The sequence below is a fragment of the Xenophilus azovorans DSM 13620 genome, assembly GCF_000745855.1.
In the GTDB taxonomy this organism is placed as follows: Bacteria; Pseudomonadota; Gammaproteobacteria; order Burkholderiales; family Burkholderiaceae_C; genus Xenophilus; species Xenophilus azovorans.
Genome location: NZ_JQKD01000012.1, coordinates 137356 through 156168 on the forward strand (window position 1 = coordinate 137356; position 18813 = coordinate 156168).

Consider the following 18813-nt stretch of genomic DNA (forward strand, 5'->3'; position numbering starts at 1 on the left):
AGCCCATGCAACCGATCAGTCCCGAACTGCGCGAATGGATCGTCGCTCAACTGGCGGCGGGCCATTCCGTCGCCGCGCTGCGCGCCTCCATGCACGCCGCCGGGTGGCGCGACGACGCCACCGACGCGGCGCTGGCCGAGGTGGAGCGCGCCGCGCTCGGCGGTGCGTCCGCCGCTGCCGCGCCCGCCGAGCCGGCCGGCCCCGCGCGCACCGAGATGCCCGGCCCCGACCTGGAGGGCGCGCCGCTGTACATCGATGCCGGCGACCGCCGCGTGCAGGTGCTGCAGACGGTGCAGCATCCGCGCGTGATCGTCTTCGGCAACCTGCTGGGCGGCGAGGAGTGCGAGGCCCTGATCGCGGCGGCGCGCGCCCGCCTGGCGCGCTCGCTCACCGTGGAGACCAAGACCGGCGGCGAAACGCTCAACGTCGACCGCACCAGCGAGGGCATGTTCTTCGAGCGCGGCGAGAACGAGACGGTGCAGCGCATCGAGGCGCGCATCGCGCGCCTGCTGAACTGGCCGCTGGAGTTCGGCGAGGGCCTGCAGATCCTGCGCTACGCGCCCGGCGCGCAGTACCGCCCGCACTACGACTACTTCGACCCGCGCGAGCCCGGCACGCCCACCATCCTGCGCCGCGGCGGGCAGCGCGTGGGTACGCTGGTGATGTACCTGCAGGAGCCCGAGCGCGGCGGCGGCACCACCTTCCCCGACATCGGGCTGGAGGTCGCCCCGGTGCGCGGCACCGGCGTCTTCTTCAGCTACGACCGGCCCGACCCGGCCACCCGCACCCTGCACGGCGGCGCGCCGGTGCTGGCGGGCGAGAAGTGGGTCGCCACCAAGTGGCTGCGCGAGCGGGAGTTCAGGTGAAAGTCAGCGCCAACGGCATCGCCATCGAGGTCGAGGACACGGGCGGCGACGGCCCGGTCGTGCTGCTGATCATGGGCCTGGGCATGCAGCTGATCGCCTGGCCCGAGCCCTTCGTGCAGGGGCTGGTGCGCTCCGGCTACCGCGTGGTGCGGCACGACAACCGCGACATCGGGCTGTCGCAGTCCTTCGACGGCGCGCGGCGGCGCAACCTGCTGTGGGAGGCGCTGCGCCAGAAGCTCGGCCTGCCCGTGCGCGCGCCCTACACCCTGCAGGACATGGCGCTGGACGCCATCGGCGTGCTCGATGCGCTGGACATCCGCGACGCGCACATCGTCGGCGCCTCGATGGGCGGCATGATCGCGCAGCGCGTGGCCGCCACCGCGCCGCAGCGCACGCGCTCGCTGGTCAGCATCATGAGCTCCAGCGGCGCGCGCGGCCTGCCCGGCCCGCGGCCGGAGGTGGGCTCGGCGCTGATGCGCCGCCCCCGGTCGCAGGACGAGGCGTCGCTGGTCGAGTACTCGCTGGGCCTGGTGCGCATGATCGCCAGCCCCGGCTGGCCCTTCGACGAGGCCGCCAACCGCGAGCGCATCGCCATCGGCCTGCGCCGCAGCTGGCGGCCCGAGGGCATCGTGCGGCAGATGCTGGCCATCGGCGCCGACACCGGCCTGCGCTGCGAGGTGCTGCCGAAGATCACCGCGCCCACGCTGGTGCTGCACGGCGACGCCGATCCGCTGGTGCCCATCGCCTGCGGGCGCGACACCGCGCGGCGCATCCCCGGCGCGCGCTTCGAGGCCATTCCCGGCTTCGCGCACGACCTGCCGCCGGGCGCGCAGGAGGCGCTGCTGGCGCACATGATCCCCTTCCTGCAGGCCGCGGACGCGAGATGAGCATCGGCAACACCCCCGAGCAGTCGCAGCTGGGCCGCAGCTCGGCCTACGTGGACCGCTACGACCCCTCGCTGCTGTTCCCGCTGTCGCGCGCGCCGCAGCGGCAGGCGCTGGGCATCGCCCCGCCGCCGCCCGGCGAGGCGCCGCGCCTGCCCTTCTTCGGCGCCGACATGTGGAGCGCCTTCGAGCTGTCGTGGCTCAACCCGCGCGGCAAGCCGCAGGTGGCGATCGCGCACTTCACCATCCCCTGCGAGTCGCCCAACATCATCGAGAGCAAGTCCTTCAAGCTCTACCTCAACAGCTTCAACGGCAGCGCCTTCGCCGACGCCGAGGCGGTGCGCGAGCGCCTGCGCGCCGACGTGGCCGAGGCCCTTTGGAGGGGCAGCGAGCGCAGCGGCAGCATCGGCCTGAAGCTGCTGGCGCCCGACCACTTCGACCGCGAAGGCGTGGCCGAACTCGACGGCCTGGACCTGGACCGGCTGGACCTGGACTGCACGCACTACGAACCCGCGCCCGAGCTGCTGACGGCGCAGTTCGACGAGGCGCCCGTCACCGAGGTGCTGACCAGCCGCCTGCTCAAGAGCAACTGCCGCGTGACCGGCCAGCCCGACTGGGGCAGCGTGCAGGTGCGCTACAACGGCCCGCCGATCGACCAGGCGGGCCTGCTGCGCTACATCGTGAGCTTCCGCAACCACAACGAGTTCCACGAGCCCTGCTGCGAGCGCATCTTCATGGACATCCAGGCGCGCTGCCGGCCCACCAAGCTGGCCGTGTACTGCCGCTACACGCGGCGCGGCGGGCTGGACATCAACCCCTTCCGCGCGAGCTGGCCGCAGGCGCTGCCGCCGAACGTGCGGACCGCGCGCCAGTGAGCCGGCCGCCGCGGCAGGCGCGCATGAAGGCCAGCAGCCGCGCCTCGGCCGCGAGCAGGCCGCGCGCCGGCCGGCCGGCGCTGCGCCGCCAGGCCTTGGCCAGTGCCTGCGGCGCGTCGTCGTCCAGGCGGCTGCCCAGCGCCAGCACCTCGGGGTGGATGTAGGCCTTGCGGCACACGGCGGGCGTGTTGCCGAGCTGGCGCGCCACCGCGCCCACGATCTCCCGGGCGCCCCAGCGCGCCGCGTCGTCCTGCGCCGCGGCGCGCTCGCAGGCCAGGCGCGTCAGCTCCAGCGCCTGCACGGTGCCGTGCCAGGTGCGGAAGTCCTTGGCGGTGAAGTTGCTGCCCGAGGCCTCGCGCAGGTAGTCGTTCACGTCGCCGGAGCCGATGGCATGCCGCGCGCCGGCCTCGTCCTCGTACTGGAAGAGGGCCTGGCCGGGCAGCTCCTGGCAGCGGCGCACCACCCTCGCGACCCGCGCGTCCTCCACCTCGGCCTCGTGCTCGATGCCGCTCTTGCCCTTGAAGCGCAGCCGCAGCCGCCCGCCGCGCACCCGGGCATGGCGGCTGCGCAGCGTGGTCAGGCCGAAGGAGCCGTTGGCGCTGGCGTACTCCTCGTTGCCCACGCGCAGGTAGGTCGTGTCCAGCAGCCGCACGACGGCCGCCAGCACGGCCGGGCGCGTGGGCGCCGCGCCGGGGCGCATCGCCTTCAGGTCGCGCCGCACGCGGGCGCGGATGCGCGGCAGCGCATGGCCGAAGGCCTCCAGCCGGTCGAACTTGGCCTCGTCCTGCACCCGGCGCCACTGCGCGTGGTAGCGGTACTGCCGTCGCCCGCGCGCATCGAGGCCCACCGCCTGCAGGTGGCCGTTGGGCAGGGGGCAGATCCAGACCGCGGTATAGGCGGGCGGGATGGCCAGCGCCCGGATGCGGGCGATCTCGTCCGGGTCGCGGATCCAGCGGCCGCGCGGGTCCTTGAAGCGGAAGCGCTCGCCGCTGCGCACGCGCGAGCAGCCCGGCATCTCGGGCGAGACGTACACCAGGCCGGGAGCGATCGGCGCGGGGCGGGCGGTGGTGGCGGGCATCGTGGCCGACATGCTGCCGCGGCGGCGGCGCGGCGGCTGTAGGACGCGCGCCGCGCCGCGGGTGCGCGGGCGGCGCGCTGCGTAGACTGTCGCACCGTCCGTTCCAGCGAGGCCCCGCCATGCGTCCCATCGTCTTCCTCCTCCGTCCCCTGCGCCTGTGCGGCGCGGCCGTCCTGGCGGCCGCCGCGCTGCTGGCCGGCTGCGCCGCTCCCGGCGGCGCGTCCACCTCCGCCTCCCCGCAGGCCGCCGCGCCGGTGAAGGTCAAGGTCTTCGTCGCCGCCATGTTCGAGATCGGCCAGAACACCGGCGACCGCGCCGGCGAGTTCCAGCACTGGTACGAGCGCTACTGGAAGGGCGCCGCGCCGGTGCCGGTGCGCGGCGCGCTCGGCCCGGTCTACTGCAACGCCGACGGCGTGTGCGGCGCGGTGCTGGGCATGGGCAAGGTGAACTCCTCCTCGTCCATGCAGGCCATCCTGCTCGACCCGCGCTTCGACTTCTCGCAGGCCTATTACGTGATCTCCGGCGTGGCCGGCACGCCGCCCTCGCGCGGCACCATCGGCATGGTGAGCTGGGCCACCTGGCTGGTGGACTACGACCTGGGCCACCGCTGGGCGCCCGAGGAGAACAAGGCCGGCGAGCCGACCTTCATGCCGCGCAAGGGCTACGAGAACTACCGCCGCTTCCGGCTCGACCCGCAGCTCGTCGCCTGGGCGATGAAGCTCTCGGCCGGCGTGCCGCTGGCCGACGCCGACTCGGCCCGCCGCTACCGCCAGCGCTATCCCGACGCCGCCGCGCGGCGCGCGCCCTTCGTCGGCACCGGCACCCACATGACGGGCGACACCTTCTTCCACGGCCCCGGCCTGTCGAAGGAGGCGCAGTACATCGCCAAGCTCTACGGCGCCGACGACTACGTCATCACCGAGATGGAAGCGGCGGCGATCGCCCTGGTCATCAATCGCACCCACGGCACCGGCCGCGTGATGAGCCTGCGCGGCGCCGTCAACTTCGACCAGGGCAACCCGCGCGAGAGCACGCTGGCGCACCTGGACCCGGCCCCCGGCGAGACGGCCGGCGGCTTCGCCGAGACGGTGGAGAACATCGAGCGCGTGGGCTCGCGGGTGGTGGACCACATCGTGGCGAACTGGACGCAGTGGCAGGCGGGCGTGCCCGCGCTGCGCTGAACCCGTCGGCTCGACCGGAAGGCTTCCCATGCACCCTCACGACGAACTGCGCCTCATCGACTGCACCGAAGCCGAGCACGCGCCGGCCATCCTGGAAATCCTGAACGAGGCCATCGCGAACTCGACGGCGCTGTACGACTACGCGCCGCGCCCGCCGCAGGCCATGGCCGCCTGGTTCGCCGCCAAGCGCGCGGGCGGCTTCCCGGTGGTCGGCGCGGTCGACGCGGCGGGCCGGCTGGCGGGCTTCGCCAGCTGGGGCACCTTCCGGGCCTTCCCGGCGTACAAGTACACGGTCGAGCACAGCATCTACGTGCACCACGCGCACCGCGGCCGCGGGCTGGGCCGGGTGCTCCTGCTCGAACTGATCCGCCGGGCGCAGGCGGCCGGCGTGCACGTGATGGTCGGCTGCATCGACGCCTCCAACGCCGCCAGCATCGGCCTGCACCAGCGGCTGGGCTTCGTCCACGCCGGCACCTTCCCCCAGGTCGGGTTCAAGTTCGGCCGATGGCTGGACGCGGCCTTCTACCAGCTCACCTTCGAGGGCTCGCCGGCGCAGCCTGTGGACGGCTGAGGCGCCGCCGCGTCAGCCCTCGGCCGTCGCCGGCACCCGGCTGGCGCCTTCCATCATGCGGCTGTAGGCGGCCTGCCACTCGACGGAGTCGTCGATCTCGAAGTAGCCGCTGCGCGCGTCGGTCATCAGCGCCGGGTCGTCCACGCCCGGGGCGGGCGTGCCCGCGGCGAAGGCCCGGGCGGCGGCCAGCGCGCGGCGCCGCGTGCGGGCGATCATCAGGTCCCCGGGGCCCAGGTGCTCCCTGGCGTGGTCGGTGATCGCGCCCATGCTCTCGGTCACGGCCTGGTCCTGCAGGCCGATGTGGTCGATGCCCGAGTAGATGCGGTTGGTGCGCTGCGCCTCGCGGTCGATCAGCCAGTCGTTCGACTCGTCGGCCTTCACGCGGTAGCGCCCCAGCCAGCTCGTGTCCACCGGGACGAACTCCGGCTGCGCCCGGCTGCCGCCCAGCGGCTTGCCGTCCTTGAGCGGCTCGTTGGTGCCGCGCGGGCCGCCGGCGCGGCGGCGCCAGAAGATCATCATCGTGTGCTCGTCGTCCAGCGGCACCCAGGCGCGCGCCTGGATGTTGATCGGGAATTCGCCCTGCGGCGTCTGCGTCCAGAACGGGAACATGTAGTTCGCGAAGCGCCAGTAGGTGGTCTTCGGCCGCACCGTGCGGTAGGCGCCGTAGGTGGTGCCCCAGGGCGCGTCCTTCACGTGGTATTCGGGCGCGCGCTCGCCGGCAGTGTGCTGCAGGGGGTGGCCCTCGGGGACGTTGTCCGGGTCCAGGTGGCCCACGTGCAGGAAGCCGAAGTGCGAGGTGTCGATGTCGCCTTCGAGCGACTGCATCCAGTTGCAGCTGCGCATCATGAAGAAGATGTCGACCTCATCCTCCTTCAGCAGGGTGGCTTCCACCATCGGCAGCGGCGGCGGGCTGGCCTGGCGCTCGCCCATGTAGACCCAGATGATGCCGTTGCGGTCGACGGCCTTGTACGCGCGCGCCTTCACCTTCTCCTTGAAGTCCTGCGAGGGCGCCACGCTGGGCATCTCCACGCAGTTGCCGTCCACGTCGAACTTCCAGCCGTGGTAGATGCAGCGGATGCCGTTCTCCTCGTTGCGGCCGAGCACCAGCGAGGCGCAGCGGTGCGGGCACAGGTGGTCCATCACGCCGACGCGGCCGCTGGAGTCGCGGAAGGCGACCAGCTTCTCGCCCAGCAGCATCAGCCGCATCGGCGTGCCGTCCTCGGAGAGCTCGTTCGAGCGCGCGGCGGGTATCCAGTACTGCCGCATGAAGTTGCCCATCACGGTCCCGGGGCCGGTGCGCGCGATCTCCTCGTTGTCCTTCGAAAGTTTCATCGTTGCTCCACGTTTGAGAAAGAGGGGGCTGCGGTGTCGGCGGTGGCGCCGCGCCGCAGGCGGATACCGCCGACCTGGCCCGCGGGGCCGAGCCCCGCATAGCCGTCGACGCGGTCGAGGTCCACGAGCACGGGCACGCCGAGCATCGCGAAGTCATGGGCCTGCTCGGCCTGCGGCGCGCGCGCGAAAACGCGCTGCCGGTCCGCCTGCGAGTCGCTCACGCGCGCGCGGCCCTGGAAGTGGTAGGTGGCCTTGCTGTCCTCGTTGCGGTAGACCAGCGCCACGCGCGGGTTGGCGCGGATCGCGCGCACGAAGGCGCCTTCGGGGCTGCGGATCCACATGGCCAGGCGGTCGTCGCCGTCGGCCTGCACCGAGCCGCGGAAGCTCATCACCGGCTGCCCGTCGGCGTCGACATACGCCAGCAGCATCGGGTGGCGCTCGACGAGCGCACCGTCGATCATGGCCTTGAGCTCGGCCGGCAGCACCAGCGGCGCCTCGGCGGGCGGCGGCGGCGGGGTGCGCTGCTGCTGCACGAGGACGATGCGGGCATCGTCGTCGAAGCCGAGCGTCATGACGAGCCCGCGGTCGCTCGTCCCCGGCTGCCGCTCGCCGACCAGGCGCACCGCCTCGCCGACGGCCAGCGGCGGCTGCCAGCGCAGGCGGCGCGCCAGGTCGCCGTTGGGCCCCTGGGCGATCTCGCGGGCCGCGGCCGCCGCGCCCTCGGCCTGCTTGCCGAGCGTCATGAAGCGGGCGCGGGGATGCAGCAGGGCGGCCAGCGCCGCCTCGGCCTCGGGCGCGGCGGCGCCCAGCGCGGCCACGAGGTCGGCCGCGGCGCGCAGCGTGCGGTCGCCGGACGTCATGCGTCCTCCCGCTGGTAGCCGCTGGCTTCCACCAACTGCGCGAAGCGCCTGCGCTCCTGCGCCAGCGACGCGGCGAGCGCCGGCCCGTCCAGCGGCGCCGGCACCATGCCCTGGGCCGTCATCTTGGCCACCACCTCGGGCTTGGAGAGCATCGGCGTCATCGCCGCATACAGGCGCTCGACCAGCTCGCGCGGCATCTTCGCCGGGCCGTAGAGGCCGGCCGAATTCTGGATGGCGACCTTCACGCCGGCCTCCACCAGCGTCGGCACTTCGGGCACCAGCGGCGAGCGCTGTTCGCCCGAGACCGCCAGGATGCGGATCTTCCCGGTCTTGTGCATCTCCACCAGCGGGCTGGTGCCGGTGATGAGGATCGGCAGGCGCCCCGACGCGAGGTCGATCAGGCCCACGCCGCTGTCCTTGTACTGCACGGCCGTCATCGGCACGCCGGTGGCCAGCGCGGTCGCGATGCCGACGAAGTGCGACGACGAGCCGGCGCCCGGCGCCGCGCCGTACACCGCGTCCTTGCCCTTGGCATGCGCCCAGTCCACGAGCTGGCGCATGTCGCCGATGCCGCTGTGCTGCGGGCTCGCGGCCAGGCCCACGTCGAACCAGCACAGCCCGCCGATGAAGCTGAAGTCAGCCACGGGGTCGTAGTCGAGCCGGTTGTAGATGTTCGGGTAGATCGCGAAGGCGCTGCTGGTGGAGAACATCAGCGTGCGCCCGTCGGGCGCCGAGCGCTTGAGCTCGCCCAGCGCCACGCGCCCGCCTGCGCCGAGCTTGCTGAGCACGACGACCGGGCGGCCGAGCACCTCGCGCAACTGGTCGGCCACCAGCCGCGCCGTGAAGTCCATCGACGAGGCCGCGCCGACGAGCAGCGTGATCGGCTGCTTGTCCTCCTGCGCCAGCAGCCGGGGCGCGGCCAGTGCGGCGGCGGCGCCCGCGGCCAGGCCGAGCGCCGCGCGGCGCCGTGTGATGGTGCCCGGAGTGCCCATTGGAACCTCCGTGCTTCGCACTGCGGTGCGAGCCCCCTTCGGGGCGGCCGGGCGGGGGCTCATGCATCCTCCCGCACGTAGCCGCTGGCCTTCACCAGCCCGGCGAAATGCTCGCGCTCCTGCGCCAGCGCCGCGGCCAGCTCCTTCGGCGTGGCGGCCCACGGCGTCATGGCCTGGCCGGCGAGCTTGTCCAGGATGGCGGCGTTGCCGAGCATCGGCACGACCGCGTCGTGCAGGCGCGCCACCAGGTCCGCCGGCATCCGCGGCGGGCCGAACAGCCCGGTGGAAGTGCTGCTGCTGACGTTCACGCCGGCTTCCTGCAGCGTCGGGACCTCGGGCACCAGCGGCGACCGCACGCTCCCCGAGACGGCGAGCAGCCGGACCTTGCCGGCCCGGTGCATCTCCACCAGCGGGCTCAGCCCGGTGATCATCATCGGCAGGCGGCTGGAGGCCAGGTCGATGATGCCCACGCCGCTGTCCTTGTAGGCCACGTGCGTCATCGGCACGCCGGTGGCCAGGCTGATGGACAGGCCCAGGAAGTGCGACAGCGAGCCGTTGCCCGGCGCCGAGCCGAACACCGCGTCGCCCCGCTTGCGCGTCTTCTGCCACGCGATCAGTTCCTTGAGCGTGGTGGCGCCGGTCATCGGGCCCGTGGCCACCGCGACGTCGAACTTCGAGATGCCCGCGATGGGCGTGAAGTCCGCCACCGGGTCGTAGTCGAGCCTGTTGTAGATGTGCGGATAGATCGCGAAGGGGCCGCTGGTGGCGAACACCAGCGTGCGCCCGTCGGGCGCAGACCGCTTGACCTCGCCGAGCGCGAGCCGCTGGCCGGCGCCGAGCTTGCTCAGCACGACAGCCGGGCGGCCGAGCGCCTCGTGCATCTGCTCGGCCACCAGGCGCGCGGTGAAGTCCATCGAGGAGGCCGCCCCGACGAGCACGGTGATGGGGGTGGTGTCCGCTTGCGCGGGCGCGGTGCGGGCGAGTGCGGCTGCCGCGGCGCCGAAGGCGCCCTGAAGAACGGCGCGTCGGGTTGTCATGCGTGTCTCCTTGTCGTTGTGCTGTCGTGGGGAAGGAAGGCGAGGGCGTGCCGGGCGCGTTCCGCAGGAACGGCCGGTCCCGCCTGGCATGCCGCGAAGACCGGGCATGAGGGGCCTCGTGGGCCCGCAAGGGATGTCTCCATCGTGGTTCATCACTTGCCGAAGTGACGTTTGTTAATCAGAATATAATTCCATTTTTCGAATCCGACAATCCACATGTCCCGCATCGTCCTCGGCATCGGCACCTCCCACACCCCCATGCTCAATGCGCCCGTGAGCGACTGGAGCCGCTTCATCGAGCGCGACCGCGTGCGGCCGCACCTGGACAAGCAGGGCCGCCCCGTCAGCTACGAAGAGCTGCTGGCGCAGGCCGATGCCTCGATGGAAGCGCAGTTGCGGCCGGAGCGGCTGGCCGAGCGGCATGCGCGCGCGCTGGCCGAGGTCGAGCGGCTCGGCACGGCTGTGCGCAACGCGCGGCTCGACGCGCTGATCGTGGTGGGCGACGACCAGAAGGAGCTGTACGGCGACGACAACATGCCGGCCATCCTGCTCTACCGCGGCAAGACCATCCGCAACGTGCCGCTGGCGGACCACCCCGGGCCGGACTGGGCGCGCGATGCTTCGGCGCGCTACTTCGAGAAGGAGGCGCCGCGCGACTACCCGGTCGACGATGCGCTGGCGCACCACCTCATCGACCACCTGATCGAGCGCGAGTTCGACATCGCCTGCGCCGACAGCCTGGCCGACGGCTACGGCGAAGGGCATGCCTTCGGCTTCGTGCACAACCGCCTGCTGGCGGGCGAGGTCATCCCCGTGGTGCCGGTGTTCCTCAACACCTACTACCCGCCCAACCAGCCGACGCCGGCGCGCTGCTACAAGCTGGGCCGCGCCATCCGCGAGGCGGTGGAAAGCCATCCGGGCGACCTGCGCGTGGGCATCCTGGCCTCGGGCGGCCTGAGCCACTTCACGGTCGACGAGGCGCTCGATGCGCAGGTCATCGCCGCCCTGCGCGCCAAGGACGAGGCGGCCTTCGCCGCGCTGCCGCGCGCGCTGCTGAACTCGGGCAACTCCGAGATTCGCAACTGGATCTGCATGGCCGGCGCCACGGGCCACCTGGCGCTGCGCGGCCTCGAGTACATCCCGGCCTACCGCACGCCCGCCGGCACCGGCACCGGCCTGTGCTTCGCCGACTGGAGCTGACCGGATGGGCACGCAGGCGCCTTCCGCCCTGCTCGAGCTGCGGCTGCACGCCATCCGCTACGAGGGGGAGGGCATCCACAGCTTCGACTTCCGCGACCGCGGCGGCGCGCCGCTGCCCGCCTTCACGGCCGGCGCGCACGTCGACGTGCACCTGCCCAACGGCATGGCGCGCCAGTACTCGCTGTGCAACCCGCAGGACGAGCGGCACCGCTACGTGGTCGGCGTCAAGCGCGACGATGCCGGGCGCGGCGGCTCGCGGCTGCTGCACGAGAAGGTGCACGTGGGCGACGTGCTGCGCGTGAGCGAGCCGCGCAATCATTTCGGGCTCGTCGAAGGCGCGCCGCATTCGGTGCTGCTGGCCGGCGGCATCGGCATCACGCCGATGGTGTGCATGGCGCGCCGCCTGGCGGCGCTGGGGCGCCCGTTCGAGCTGCACCATGCGGTGCGCCGCCGCAGCGAGGCGGCCTTCGCGCAGGCGCTCGCCGGCATCGACCGCCGCCTGCACGTGGACGAGGAGCACGGCGGCAGGCCGCTGGCGCTCGCGCCGCTGCTGGCGCAGGCGCCGGCCGGCACGCACTTCTACTGCTGCGGCCCGGCGCCGATGCTGGACGCCTTCGAGGACGCCGCCGCCGGGCTGCCCGCGCAGCAGGTGCACGTCGAGCGCTTCAGCGCCGCGCACGAGGCCGACCACTCGGGCGGCTTCGTCGTGCGGCTCGCGCGCAGCGGCGCCAGCGTGGAAGTGCGGCCGGGCCAGACCATCCTGGAGGCGCTGCGCACCTGCGGCGTCGACGTGCCCGCGTCGTGCGAGCAGGGCATCTGCGGCAGTTGCGAAACGCGCGTGCTCGACGGCACGCCCGAGCACCGCGACAGCCTGCTGTCGGACGAGGAGAAGGCCTCCAACAGCGTCATGATGGTCTGCTGCTCCGGCAGCCGAGGGCCGCAGCTCGTGCTCGACCTGTGAGAGGCGCCCGCCGGACATGGACCACGCCCCCGCTTCGCTAGACTGGCAGCCCTTTGGTCACTTCACGAGACACAGCGTGGGACGCCCGAGCCGCAAGGACAAACCCATCCTTCCCGACTACTCGGAAGGCATCCAGATCAAGACCGAGGACGACGACCCCCGGTTCAACAACGCCCTGGCCCGCGGCCTGGCGATCCTGCGCAGCTTCCAGCTCGACCAGCAACTGCTCGGCAACGTGGAGCTGGCCGAACTCACCGGCCTGCCCAAGTCGACCATCTCGCGCCTGACCTTCACCCTCACGCAACTGGGCTACCTGCACTACCGCGAGGAACTCGGCAAGTACGAGCTGGCGGCCGGCGTGGTGAGCCTGGCCTATCCGTACATCGCCAACATGGCCCTGCCGGCGGTCGCCCGGCCGCTGATGGAGCAACTGGCCGAGCGCACCCGCACCAACGTGGGCCTGGGCGTGCGCGAGGGCATGTCGATCCTGTACCTGGAATACGCGCTGGGCGAGCCCAACCCGAACCGCCGCCAGCGGGTGGGCTTCCGCGTGCCGCTGGTGCGCACCGCGATGGGCCGCGCCTGCATCGCGGCCATGCAGCCGTCGGCGCGGCAGCGGCTGTACGAGGAACTGAGCGGGTACTACCGCAAGGACTGGCCCAGCCTCTACGGCGAGCTGGAGGACGCGGTCGAGCAGGTCGAGAGGCGGGGCTTCTGCATCGCCGCGGGCACGTTCCAGCGCAGCACCCACTCGGTGGCGGTGCCCTTCATCCATGCCGACGGCCGGATGCTGTGCGCCTTCAACTCGCAGGGCGCCGCGCACCTGCTGTCGACCGCGGTGATGGAGCGCAACGGCAGGCGGCTGATCGAGCTGGCCGCCGAGGTGCGCCAGCAGCTGGCCGCGCAGCCGCCCACCCCCAGCCTCGGCCGCCGCTGAGCCATGCGGCAGCCGGACGCCCCTCTCGTCGAGACGCCGCTGGGCATGCTGAGCGGCGTCGTGGCGCGGCCCGGCGTGGCCGCCTTCCTGGGCATCCCCTATGCGGCGCCGCCGGTGGGCGCGCTGCGCTGGCGCGCGCCGCAGCCGGCGGCGCCGTGGGCCGGCGTGCGCGACGCGGCCGCCTTCGGCCCCGACGGCCCGCAGCTGCCGAACCCGCGCCTGCGCGCCGGGCGGCAGGACGAGGACTGCCTCTACCTCAACGTCTGGGCGCCGCAGGGCGCCGCGCCGGGAAGCTGCCCGGTGGTGGTGTGGGTCCACGGCGGCGGCTTCGCGGGCGGCAGCGGCTCGGACGCGCGCAGCGACGGCGCGCGGGTGGCCGCCCACGGCGTGGTGGTGGTGAGCTTCAACTACCGCTCGGGGCTGCTCGGCTTTCTCGCCCATCCGGCGCTCAGCCGCGAGAGCCCGCAGGGAACCTCCGGCAACTGGGGGCTGCTCGACCAGATGGCGGCGCTGCGCTGGGTGCGCACCTACATCGCGGCCTTCGGCGGCGACGCACGGCGCATCACGGCCTTCGGCGTCTCGGCGGGCTCGGCCTCGCTGTCGCTGATGCTGGCCTCGCCGCTGGCGGGCGGGCTGTTCGAGCAGGCCATCCTGCAAAGCCCCGGCGCGGGCCGGCCGCTGGCCTCGCTCGCCCAGGCCGAGCAGGCCGGCCGCGCGCTTGGCGACGACATCGAGGCGCTGCGCGCCCTGCCGGCGCACGAGCTGCTGCAGCGCACCCCGCTGCTCGCGCCGAAGGTCCGGGGCCTCACGACGCCGCGGGTGCTCCGGCCCATCTGCGACGGCTGGCTGCTGCCCGAGGACGAGCGCCCGGTCTTCCAGTCCGGGCGCCTGCATGCGATGCCATTGATCGTCGGCAGCAACGCGGACGAGGGCACGCAGCTCACCCGCCCCTGGCCCGTCGACACCCTGCAGGCCTACGAGGCGCAGATCGAGGCCAACTTCGCCGGCGCGCAGGAGCAGGCGCGTGCGCTGTACCCGGCGGCGACGGATGCCGAGGCCCGGCCCGCGGTCGCGCAGATGTTCGCCGACACCCAGTTCAACTACGGCACGCGCCTGCTGGCGCGCTCGATGGCCGCGCGCGAGCCGCGCACCTGGCGCTACCTGTTCACCCGGCGCGCGCCCGACGCCGCGGACGGGCCGCACCACGGCGAGGAGGTGGGCTACGTGTTCGGCAACCTGGACCAGGTGCCGGGCGCCGGCGACCAGGACCGCCGGTTGAGCGACGCGATGATGCAGGCCTGGATCGGCTTCGCACGCGAGGGGGACCCGAATGCCGGCCGGCCCGGCGCCGAATGGCCCCGCTACGACCCGGCTGCCGACAACCACCTGGAGTTCGGCGACCGCGTGGCCGCGGGCGCGCGCTGGCGCACGGCGCAACTGGACTTCCTCGAGCGTTATCACGGCGGGCTGCCGGCGCGCGCCTGAGCGCTTCCCGCACGGACAATCGGGAGGCGGCGCCCCTGCCGCTCAGAGCCGTCCCCAGGCCCCACGCCATGTACATCCCCGCCCATTTCGACGAGCCGCGCAGCGAGGTGCTGCACGCGCTGATCCATGCGCACCCGCTGGGCCTGCTGGTCACCCACGGTGCCGGCGGCCTGGACGCCAACCACATCCCCTTCGAGCTGGAGCCGCGGCACGGCGGCGCCGGGCTGCTGCGCGCCCACGTGGCGCGCGCCAACCCCGTGTGGCAGCAGGTGCAGGCGGGCGACGAGGTGCTGGTCGTCTTCCGCGCCGGCGAGGCCTACGTCTCGCCCAACTGGTACCCGAGCAAGCACGAGGCGCACCGCCAGGTGCCGACCTGGAACTACCAGGCGGTGCACGTGCACGGCCGCATCACCGTGCACGACGACGTGCGCTGGGTGCGCGGCCTGGTCGCGCGCCTGACGCGGCGGCACGAGGCCGCCGAGCCGCGCCCCTGGAAGATGGGCGACAGCGCGCCCGAATTCATCGACGGCCTGCTCGCCGCCATCGTCGGCCTCGAGATCGAGATCACGCGCATCGAGGGCAAGCGCAAGCTCAGCCAGAACAAGGAGGTGCGCGACATCGAGGGCGCCGCCGCGGCGCTCGACGCGCGCGGCGAGACCATCGTCTCCGCCGCCATGCATGCGGCCGCCAGGGCCAAGGCCGGTTGAAAACGCTGGGGCCGCGCAGGCACGGCCCGTTACAACCCCGCCGGTTAGACTGCCGGGTTTTTCGAGTTCGGCAAAGGCAGCAGGTGGCAGCGCGCACAGCTTGGAGCCCCGCATGGGCTGAGTCGGCGCTGGTGCGCCTGCTGGCGCGGCTGGCACCGGCCGACGCACCGGCCGCGCCGCCGCCGGAACTGGCCGACGGCCTGGCCCAGTGGCTGGGCTGGACCGACGCCATCGCCCTGTCGGCGGCGCTGGACGGCGCGCCGGGCGCCGACGCCCCGCAAGCGCCGGCCGCCGCGCCGCTGGACGACGAAGCCGAGCGCCTGCGCGGCCTGCTGCGCCACGCGATCGAAGCCGATCCGGTGCTCAGCGGCGCGCCGGCCGTGCCGGCGGCCCGGCTGGCACGTTCGGCCAGCCCCGCGGCCGTGGCCGCCGCCGCGGCGCAGGCCGCGGCCGAGCCGCCGCCGGAGTTCGCCGTCTACCGCCAGCGCTACCTGGCGCGCCAGCAGGCGATGGAGACGGCCATCGGCGCCTCGCGCGGCGGCCTGCGCGACGCGCTGGCGGCGCGCTCGCCCGCGCTGGCGCGGCTGGCGGCGGTGGACGCGGTGATGGAGCAGGCCCTGGCCGCGCGCGAGCAGGCGCTGCTGGGCATGCTGCCGACGCGGCTGCAGAAGCACTTCGAGCGCCTGCGCCACGAGGCCGGCCCGGAGGCGCCGCCCGCGGCCTGGCTGCCGGCCTTCCGCCGCGACCTGCAGGCGCTGCTGCTGGCCGAACTCGACTTCCGACTGCAACCGCTCGAAGGGCTGATGCAAGCCTTGAGGACCCCATGAACCGATCGCTTCTCCTCATCGTCTTCCTCGCCGGCCTCGCGGCCGTGGGCTGGGTTGGCGCCGGCTATGTCGGCAACCACGCGCTCGCGCTGGCGACCATCGTGCTCATCGCCGTCGTCTATCTCGCCGGCGGCCTGGAACTGCGCCGCTTCGACCAGGCCACGCAGGCGCTCGGGCGCGTCGTCGATGCGACCGGCGAGACCCCCGCCACGCTGGCCGCCTGGCTGGAGCAGGTGCCCGCCCCGCTGCAGGGCGCCGTGCGCCAGCGCGTCGAGGGCGAGCGTGCGGCGCTGCCCGGCCCCGCGCTGTCGCCCTACCTGGCCGGCCTGCTGGTGCTGCTGGGCATGCTGGGCACCTTCATGGGCATGGTGCTCACGCTGCGCGGCACCGGCGTCGCGCTGGACAGCGCGACCGAGCTGTCGGCCATCCGCAATTCCCTCTCCGCGCCGGTCAAGGGGCTGGGGCTGGCCTTCGGCACGTCCGTCGCCGGCGTGGCGGCCTCGGCCATGCTGGGCCTGCTCACCGCGCTGCTGCGGCGCGAGCGCCTGCGCGTCGGCCAGCGGCTGGACGCGCGCATCGCCACGCACCTGCGGCCCTTCTCGCGCACCCACCAGCGCGAGGCCGCCTTCGAGTTGATGCGCCGCCAGGCCGATGCGCTGCCGGTGCTGGCCGAATCGCTGCAGTCGCTGGTGAGCAGCATGGAGCGGCAGAACCAGTCGCTGCAGGAGCGCCTGCTCGCCAGCCAGGAGGCCTTCCACGGCCAGGCCGAATCGTCGTATCGGCAGCTCGCCGTCTCGGTGGACGAATCGCTGCGCGCCAGCCTGGCCGAGAGCGCCCGCATCGCCAGCGCCGGCCTGCAGCCGGTGGTGGAGGGCGCGATGGCCGGCATCGCCCGGGAGTCCGCCGCGCTGAACGACGCGCTGACCCAGCGGGTGCAGCAGCAGCTCGATGCGCTGACGCAGCGCTTCGAGGCGACCAGCGCCGAGGTCGCGCGCACCTGGCGGGGCGCGCTGGCCGAACACCAGCGCGCCAGCGACGCGCTGGCACAGCAGATGACGGCGGCGCTGGACGGCGCGGCCGGCACGGTGGAGCAGCGCAGTGCGGCGCTGGTGGACGGCATCGGCACGCAACTGCAGGGCGCGGCCGCGCAGATCGCCGGGCAGTGGCGCGCCACGCTCGACGAACACCGCCGCGCGGGCGAGCAGCAGGCGGCCGAGCTGCGCCAGCACCTGGCCGAGACGGCCGCCGGCTTCGAGCGCCACGGCGCCGACCTCGCGCGCACGGTGGACGAGGCCCACGCCCGCCTGCACGAACGCATCGCCCAGGCCGACGAGGCGCGGCTCGCCGCCTGGCAGGCCGGCCTCGGCAGCCTCGCCGAAGGACTGCGCACGCAATGGGCCGAGGCCGGTGCGCAGGCCGGGCGCGGGCAGCAAGCCATCGTCGATGCCCTCGCGCAGCGGGCGAGCGAGGATGCGCAGCGCCTCGCAGCCTGGACGCAGTCGCTCGATGCGATGGCCGCCTCGCTGCGCGGCGAATGGCAGCAGGCCGGCGAGCAGGCCGCGGCGCAGCAGCAGGCCGTGATGGACGCGCTGGCCCGGGCCGCGCAGGGCGACGAGGCCCGCCTGGCCGCGTGGACGCAGACGCTGGAAGCGATGGCCGGCGGCCTGCGCGAGCAATGGCAGCAGGCCACCGAGGCGCAGGTGCAGCGCCAGCAGGCCATCGTCGACGCGCTGGCCGAGGGCACGCGCGCCGTCGCCGCCCAGACCGAGGCGCAGGCGAAGAACACGCTGGCCGAGATCGGCCGGCTGGTGGAGGCAGCCGCCGAGGCGCCGCGCGTCGCCGCCGAGGTGGTGGCCGAGCTGCGCGGCAAGCTCGACGACAGCCTGGTTCGCGACAACACCATGCTGGAGGAGCGCGCGCGCATCCTCGAGACCCTCTCCACCCTGCTGGACGCCGTGAACCACGCCAGCACCGAGCAGCGCAGCGCCATCGACGCGCTGGTCGGCACCTCGGCCGAGCTGATGGAGCGCGTGGGCAGCCGCTTCGGCGAGCAGGTGCAGGCGCAGGCCGAACGCATGGGCGACAGCGCCGCGCAGATCAGCGCCGGCGCCGTCGAGGTCGCCAGCCTGGGCGAGGCCTTCGGCGCCGCCATGCAGCAGTTCAGCGAGACCAGCGAGCGGCTGGGCGCGCAGCTCGAACGCATCGAGCAGGCCCTGGACAAGTCGCTGGCCCGCAGCGACGAGCAGCTCGCCTACTACGTGGCGCAGGCGCGCGAGGTCATCGACCTGAGCGTCATGTCGCAGAAGCAGATCGTCGAGGACCTGCAGCAGATCGCGGCCCGCCAGGCCGCCGCCGCGTGATGCTGGCCGGCGACGAGCAGTTCGACGGCGGGGCGCCGGCCGGCGCCAGCGACGCCACGGTCTGGGCCGTCTTCGGCGACCTGATGGCCGGGCTGCTGGGCGCCTTCGTGCTCATCCTCATCTACGCGCTGGGCGTGCAGCTCGACCTGGCGACGAAGCTGGAGACCGAGGTGCACCGGCGCGAGGTCGAGTCGCAGCGCCGCCAGGCGCTGGAGCAGGCGCTCGCCGGCCCGCTGGCCGCTGGCCGCGTCACGCTGAACAACGGCCGCATCGGCATCAGCGGCAGCGTGCTGTTCGCCTTCAACTCCGACGAGCTGCAGCCCGAGGGCCGGCAGTTGCTCGCCAGCCTGTCCGGCCCGCTGGCGGCGTACCTGAAGTCGCGCGACGAGATCCTGATGGTCAGCGGCTTCACCGACGACCGCCCGATGCGCAGCGACGCCAAGCGCTTCGCGGACAACTGGGAGCTGTCGGCGCAGCGCGCGCTCACGGTGACGCGCGCGCTGATCGAGGCGGGCGTCCCGTCGTCCTCCGTCTTCGCCGCCGCCTTCGGCTCCGAGCAGGCCGTGGCCTCCAACGCCGACGCCGAGGGCCGCGCGAAGAACCGCCGCGTGGAGATCGCGCCGACGGCGCGGCCGGTCAACGAGCCGGCCAAGGAGTGAA

General features: G+C 73.6%; 18 protein-coding genes. 13 read left to right on the forward strand and 5 right to left on the reverse strand.

Features of this window, described 5'->3' with window-relative positions:
- The first annotated feature begins 5 nt into the window (after window positions 1–5).
- The 3 genes from Q392_RS09380 to queF are packed head-to-tail and all read left to right on the forward strand — an operon-like array spanning window position 6 to window position 2625.
- On the forward strand, window positions 6–866 hold the full coding sequence (locus tag Q392_RS09380; protein ID WP_038205324.1) for a 2OG-Fe(II) oxygenase: 861 nt from the start codon (window positions 6–8) through the stop codon (window positions 864–866).
- A complete protein-coding gene (locus tag Q392_RS09385; protein WP_038205327.1) occupies window positions 863–1753 on the forward strand; it encodes an alpha/beta fold hydrolase in 891 nt (296 codons plus the stop codon). Before Q392_RS09380 ends, Q392_RS09385 begins: the two co-directional genes overlap by 4 nt.
- Window positions 1750–2625, forward strand: coding sequence for an NADPH-dependent 7-cyano-7-deazaguanine reductase QueF (gene queF, locus Q392_RS09390; RefSeq protein WP_038205330.1), 876 nt, complete (start codon window positions 1750–1752; stop codon window positions 2623–2625). Before Q392_RS09385 ends, queF begins: the two co-directional genes overlap by 4 nt.
- Here the strand turns inward: queF and Q392_RS09395 are convergent.
- Window positions 2561–3703 carry a DNA topoisomerase IB gene (locus tag Q392_RS09395; protein WP_051953164.1) on the reverse strand — a complete coding sequence of 381 codons (1143 nt, stop codon included), beginning with the start codon at window positions 3701–3703 and terminating at the stop codon, window positions 2561–2563. The two genes, queF and Q392_RS09395, sit on opposite strands and share 65 nt — an antisense overlap.
- Window positions 3704–3822: 119 nt before the next feature.
- Here Q392_RS09395 and Q392_RS09400 point away from each other — a divergent pair, with 119 nt between their 5' ends.
- On the forward strand, window positions 3823–4884 hold the full coding sequence (locus tag Q392_RS09400; protein ID WP_038205335.1) for a purine-nucleoside phosphorylase: 1062 nt from the start codon (window positions 3823–3825) through the stop codon (window positions 4882–4884).
- Window positions 4885–4912: 28 nt separating this feature from the next.
- A complete protein-coding gene (locus Q392_RS09405; RefSeq protein ID WP_038205336.1) occupies window positions 4913–5455 on the forward strand; it encodes a GNAT family N-acetyltransferase in 543 nt (180 codons plus the stop codon).
- A 12-nt stretch (window positions 5456–5467) separates the two neighbouring features.
- Here the strand turns inward: Q392_RS09405 and Q392_RS09410 are convergent, their stop codons facing one another.
- The 4 genes from Q392_RS09410 to Q392_RS09425 are packed head-to-tail and all read right to left on the reverse strand — an operon-like array spanning window position 5468 to window position 9676.
- Window positions 5468–6787 carry a Rieske 2Fe-2S domain-containing protein gene (locus tag Q392_RS09410; protein WP_038205338.1) on the reverse strand — a complete coding sequence of 440 codons (1320 nt, stop codon included), beginning with the start codon at window positions 6785–6787 and terminating at the stop codon, window positions 5468–5470.
- Window positions 6784–7647 (reverse strand): pyridoxamine 5'-phosphate oxidase family protein, encoded by an 864-nt coding sequence (locus Q392_RS09415; RefSeq protein WP_038205352.1) that lies wholly within the window; start codon window positions 7645–7647, stop codon window positions 6784–6786. Before Q392_RS09415 ends, Q392_RS09410 begins: the two co-directional genes overlap by 4 nt.
- The gene (locus Q392_RS09420) at window positions 7644–8639 is read right to left on the reverse strand and encodes a Bug family tripartite tricarboxylate transporter substrate binding protein (RefSeq protein ID WP_051953153.1); all 996 of its coding nucleotides are present in this window, start codon (window positions 8637–8639) and stop codon (window positions 7644–7646) included. The genes Q392_RS09415 and Q392_RS09420 overlap by 4 nt, the downstream gene beginning before the upstream one ends.
- 59 nt (window positions 8640–8698) lie before the next feature.
- Entirely contained in the window at window positions 8699–9676 is a 978-nt protein-coding gene (locus Q392_RS09425) for a Bug family tripartite tricarboxylate transporter substrate binding protein (protein WP_051953154.1), read from the reverse strand.
- 216 nt (window positions 9677–9892) lie between these two features.
- On the opposite strand from Q392_RS09425, the gene Q392_RS09430 reads away from it, so the two are divergent.
- From Q392_RS09430 to Q392_RS09465, 8 genes are all read left to right on the forward strand, one after another.
- Window positions 9893–10876 (forward strand): DODA-type extradiol aromatic ring-opening family dioxygenase, encoded by a 984-nt coding sequence (locus Q392_RS09430; RefSeq protein WP_211260219.1) that lies wholly within the window; start codon window positions 9893–9895, stop codon window positions 10874–10876.
- A 4-nt stretch (window positions 10877–10880) separates the two neighbouring features.
- Window positions 10881–11837, forward strand: a complete 957-nt coding sequence (locus tag Q392_RS09435) for a PDR/VanB family oxidoreductase (RefSeq protein WP_038205355.1) — start codon at window positions 10881–10883, stop codon at window positions 11835–11837.
- Window positions 11838–11913: 76 nt separating this feature from the next.
- A complete protein-coding gene (locus tag Q392_RS09440; RefSeq protein ID WP_051953155.1) occupies window positions 11914–12774 on the forward strand; it encodes an IclR family transcriptional regulator in 861 nt (286 codons plus the stop codon).
- A gap of 3 nt (window positions 12775–12777) precedes the next feature.
- A complete protein-coding gene (locus Q392_RS09445; RefSeq protein ID WP_051953156.1) occupies window positions 12778–14259 on the forward strand; it encodes a carboxylesterase/lipase family protein in 1482 nt (493 codons plus the stop codon).
- A 68-nt stretch (window positions 14260–14327) separates the two neighbouring features.
- Window positions 14328–14966: an FMN-binding negative transcriptional regulator gene (locus tag Q392_RS09450; protein ID WP_038205358.1), complete on the forward strand. Its 639-nt coding sequence runs from the start codon at window positions 14328–14330 to the stop codon at window positions 14964–14966.
- A gap of 83 nt (window positions 14967–15049) precedes the next feature.
- Window positions 15050–15793, forward strand: a complete 744-nt coding sequence (locus Q392_RS09455; RefSeq protein WP_038205361.1) for a DUF3348 family protein — start codon at window positions 15050–15052, stop codon at window positions 15791–15793.
- Complete coding sequence (locus tag Q392_RS09460; protein ID WP_038205364.1) at window positions 15790–18153, forward strand: DUF802 domain-containing protein; 2364 nt, start codon at window positions 15790–15792, stop codon at window positions 18151–18153. The genes Q392_RS09455 and Q392_RS09460 overlap by 4 nt, the downstream gene beginning before the upstream one ends.
- On the forward strand, window positions 18153–18812 hold the full coding sequence (locus tag Q392_RS09465) for an OmpA family protein (protein WP_038205366.1): 660 nt from the start codon (window positions 18153–18155) through the stop codon (window positions 18810–18812). Before Q392_RS09460 ends, Q392_RS09465 begins: the two co-directional genes overlap by 1 nt.
- The last annotated feature ends 1 nt before the right edge of the window (window position 18813 follow it).

Coding starts and splice junctions, on each gene's coding strand:
- Q392_RS09380 (WP_038205324.1), top strand. CDS start 6: ATGCAACCGATCAGTCCCGAACTGCGCGAATGGATCGTCGCTCAACTG.
- queF (WP_038205330.1), top strand. CDS start 1,750: ATGAGCATCGGCAACACCCCCGAGCAGTCGCAGCTGGGCCGCAGCTCG.
- Q392_RS09395 (WP_051953164.1), bottom strand. CDS start 3,703: ATGCCCGCCACCACCGCCCGCCCCGCGCCGATCGCTCCCGGCCTGGTG.
- Q392_RS09400 (WP_038205335.1), top strand. CDS start 3,823: ATGCGTCCCATCGTCTTCCTCCTCCGTCCCCTGCGCCTGTGCGGCGCG.
- Q392_RS09405 (WP_038205336.1), top strand. CDS start 4,913: ATGCACCCTCACGACGAACTGCGCCTCATCGACTGCACCGAAGCCGAG.
- Q392_RS09410 (WP_038205338.1), bottom strand. CDS start 6,787: ATGAAACTTTCGAAGGACAACGAGGAGATCGCGCGCACCGGCCCCGGG.
- Q392_RS09415 (WP_038205352.1), bottom strand. CDS start 7,647: ATGACGTCCGGCGACCGCACGCTGCGCGCCGCGGCCGACCTCGTGGCC.
- Q392_RS09420 (WP_051953153.1), bottom strand. CDS start 8,639: ATGGGCACTCCGGGCACCATCACACGGCGCCGCGCGGCGCTCGGCCTG.
- Q392_RS09425 (WP_051953154.1), bottom strand. CDS start 9,676: ATGACAACCCGACGCGCCGTTCTTCAGGGCGCCTTCGGCGCCGCGGCA.
- Q392_RS09430 (WP_211260219.1), top strand. CDS start 9,893: ATGTCCCGCATCGTCCTCGGCATCGGCACCTCCCACACCCCCATGCTC.
- Q392_RS09435 (WP_038205355.1), top strand. CDS start 10,881: ATGGGCACGCAGGCGCCTTCCGCCCTGCTCGAGCTGCGGCTGCACGCC.
- Q392_RS09445 (WP_051953156.1), top strand. CDS start 12,778: ATGCGGCAGCCGGACGCCCCTCTCGTCGAGACGCCGCTGGGCATGCTG.
- Q392_RS09450 (WP_038205358.1), top strand. CDS start 14,328: ATGTACATCCCCGCCCATTTCGACGAGCCGCGCAGCGAGGTGCTGCAC.
- Q392_RS09460 (WP_038205364.1), top strand. CDS start 15,790: ATGAACCGATCGCTTCTCCTCATCGTCTTCCTCGCCGGCCTCGCGGCC.
- Q392_RS09465 (WP_038205366.1), top strand. CDS start 18,153: ATGCTGGCCGGCGACGAGCAGTTCGACGGCGGGGCGCCGGCCGGCGCC.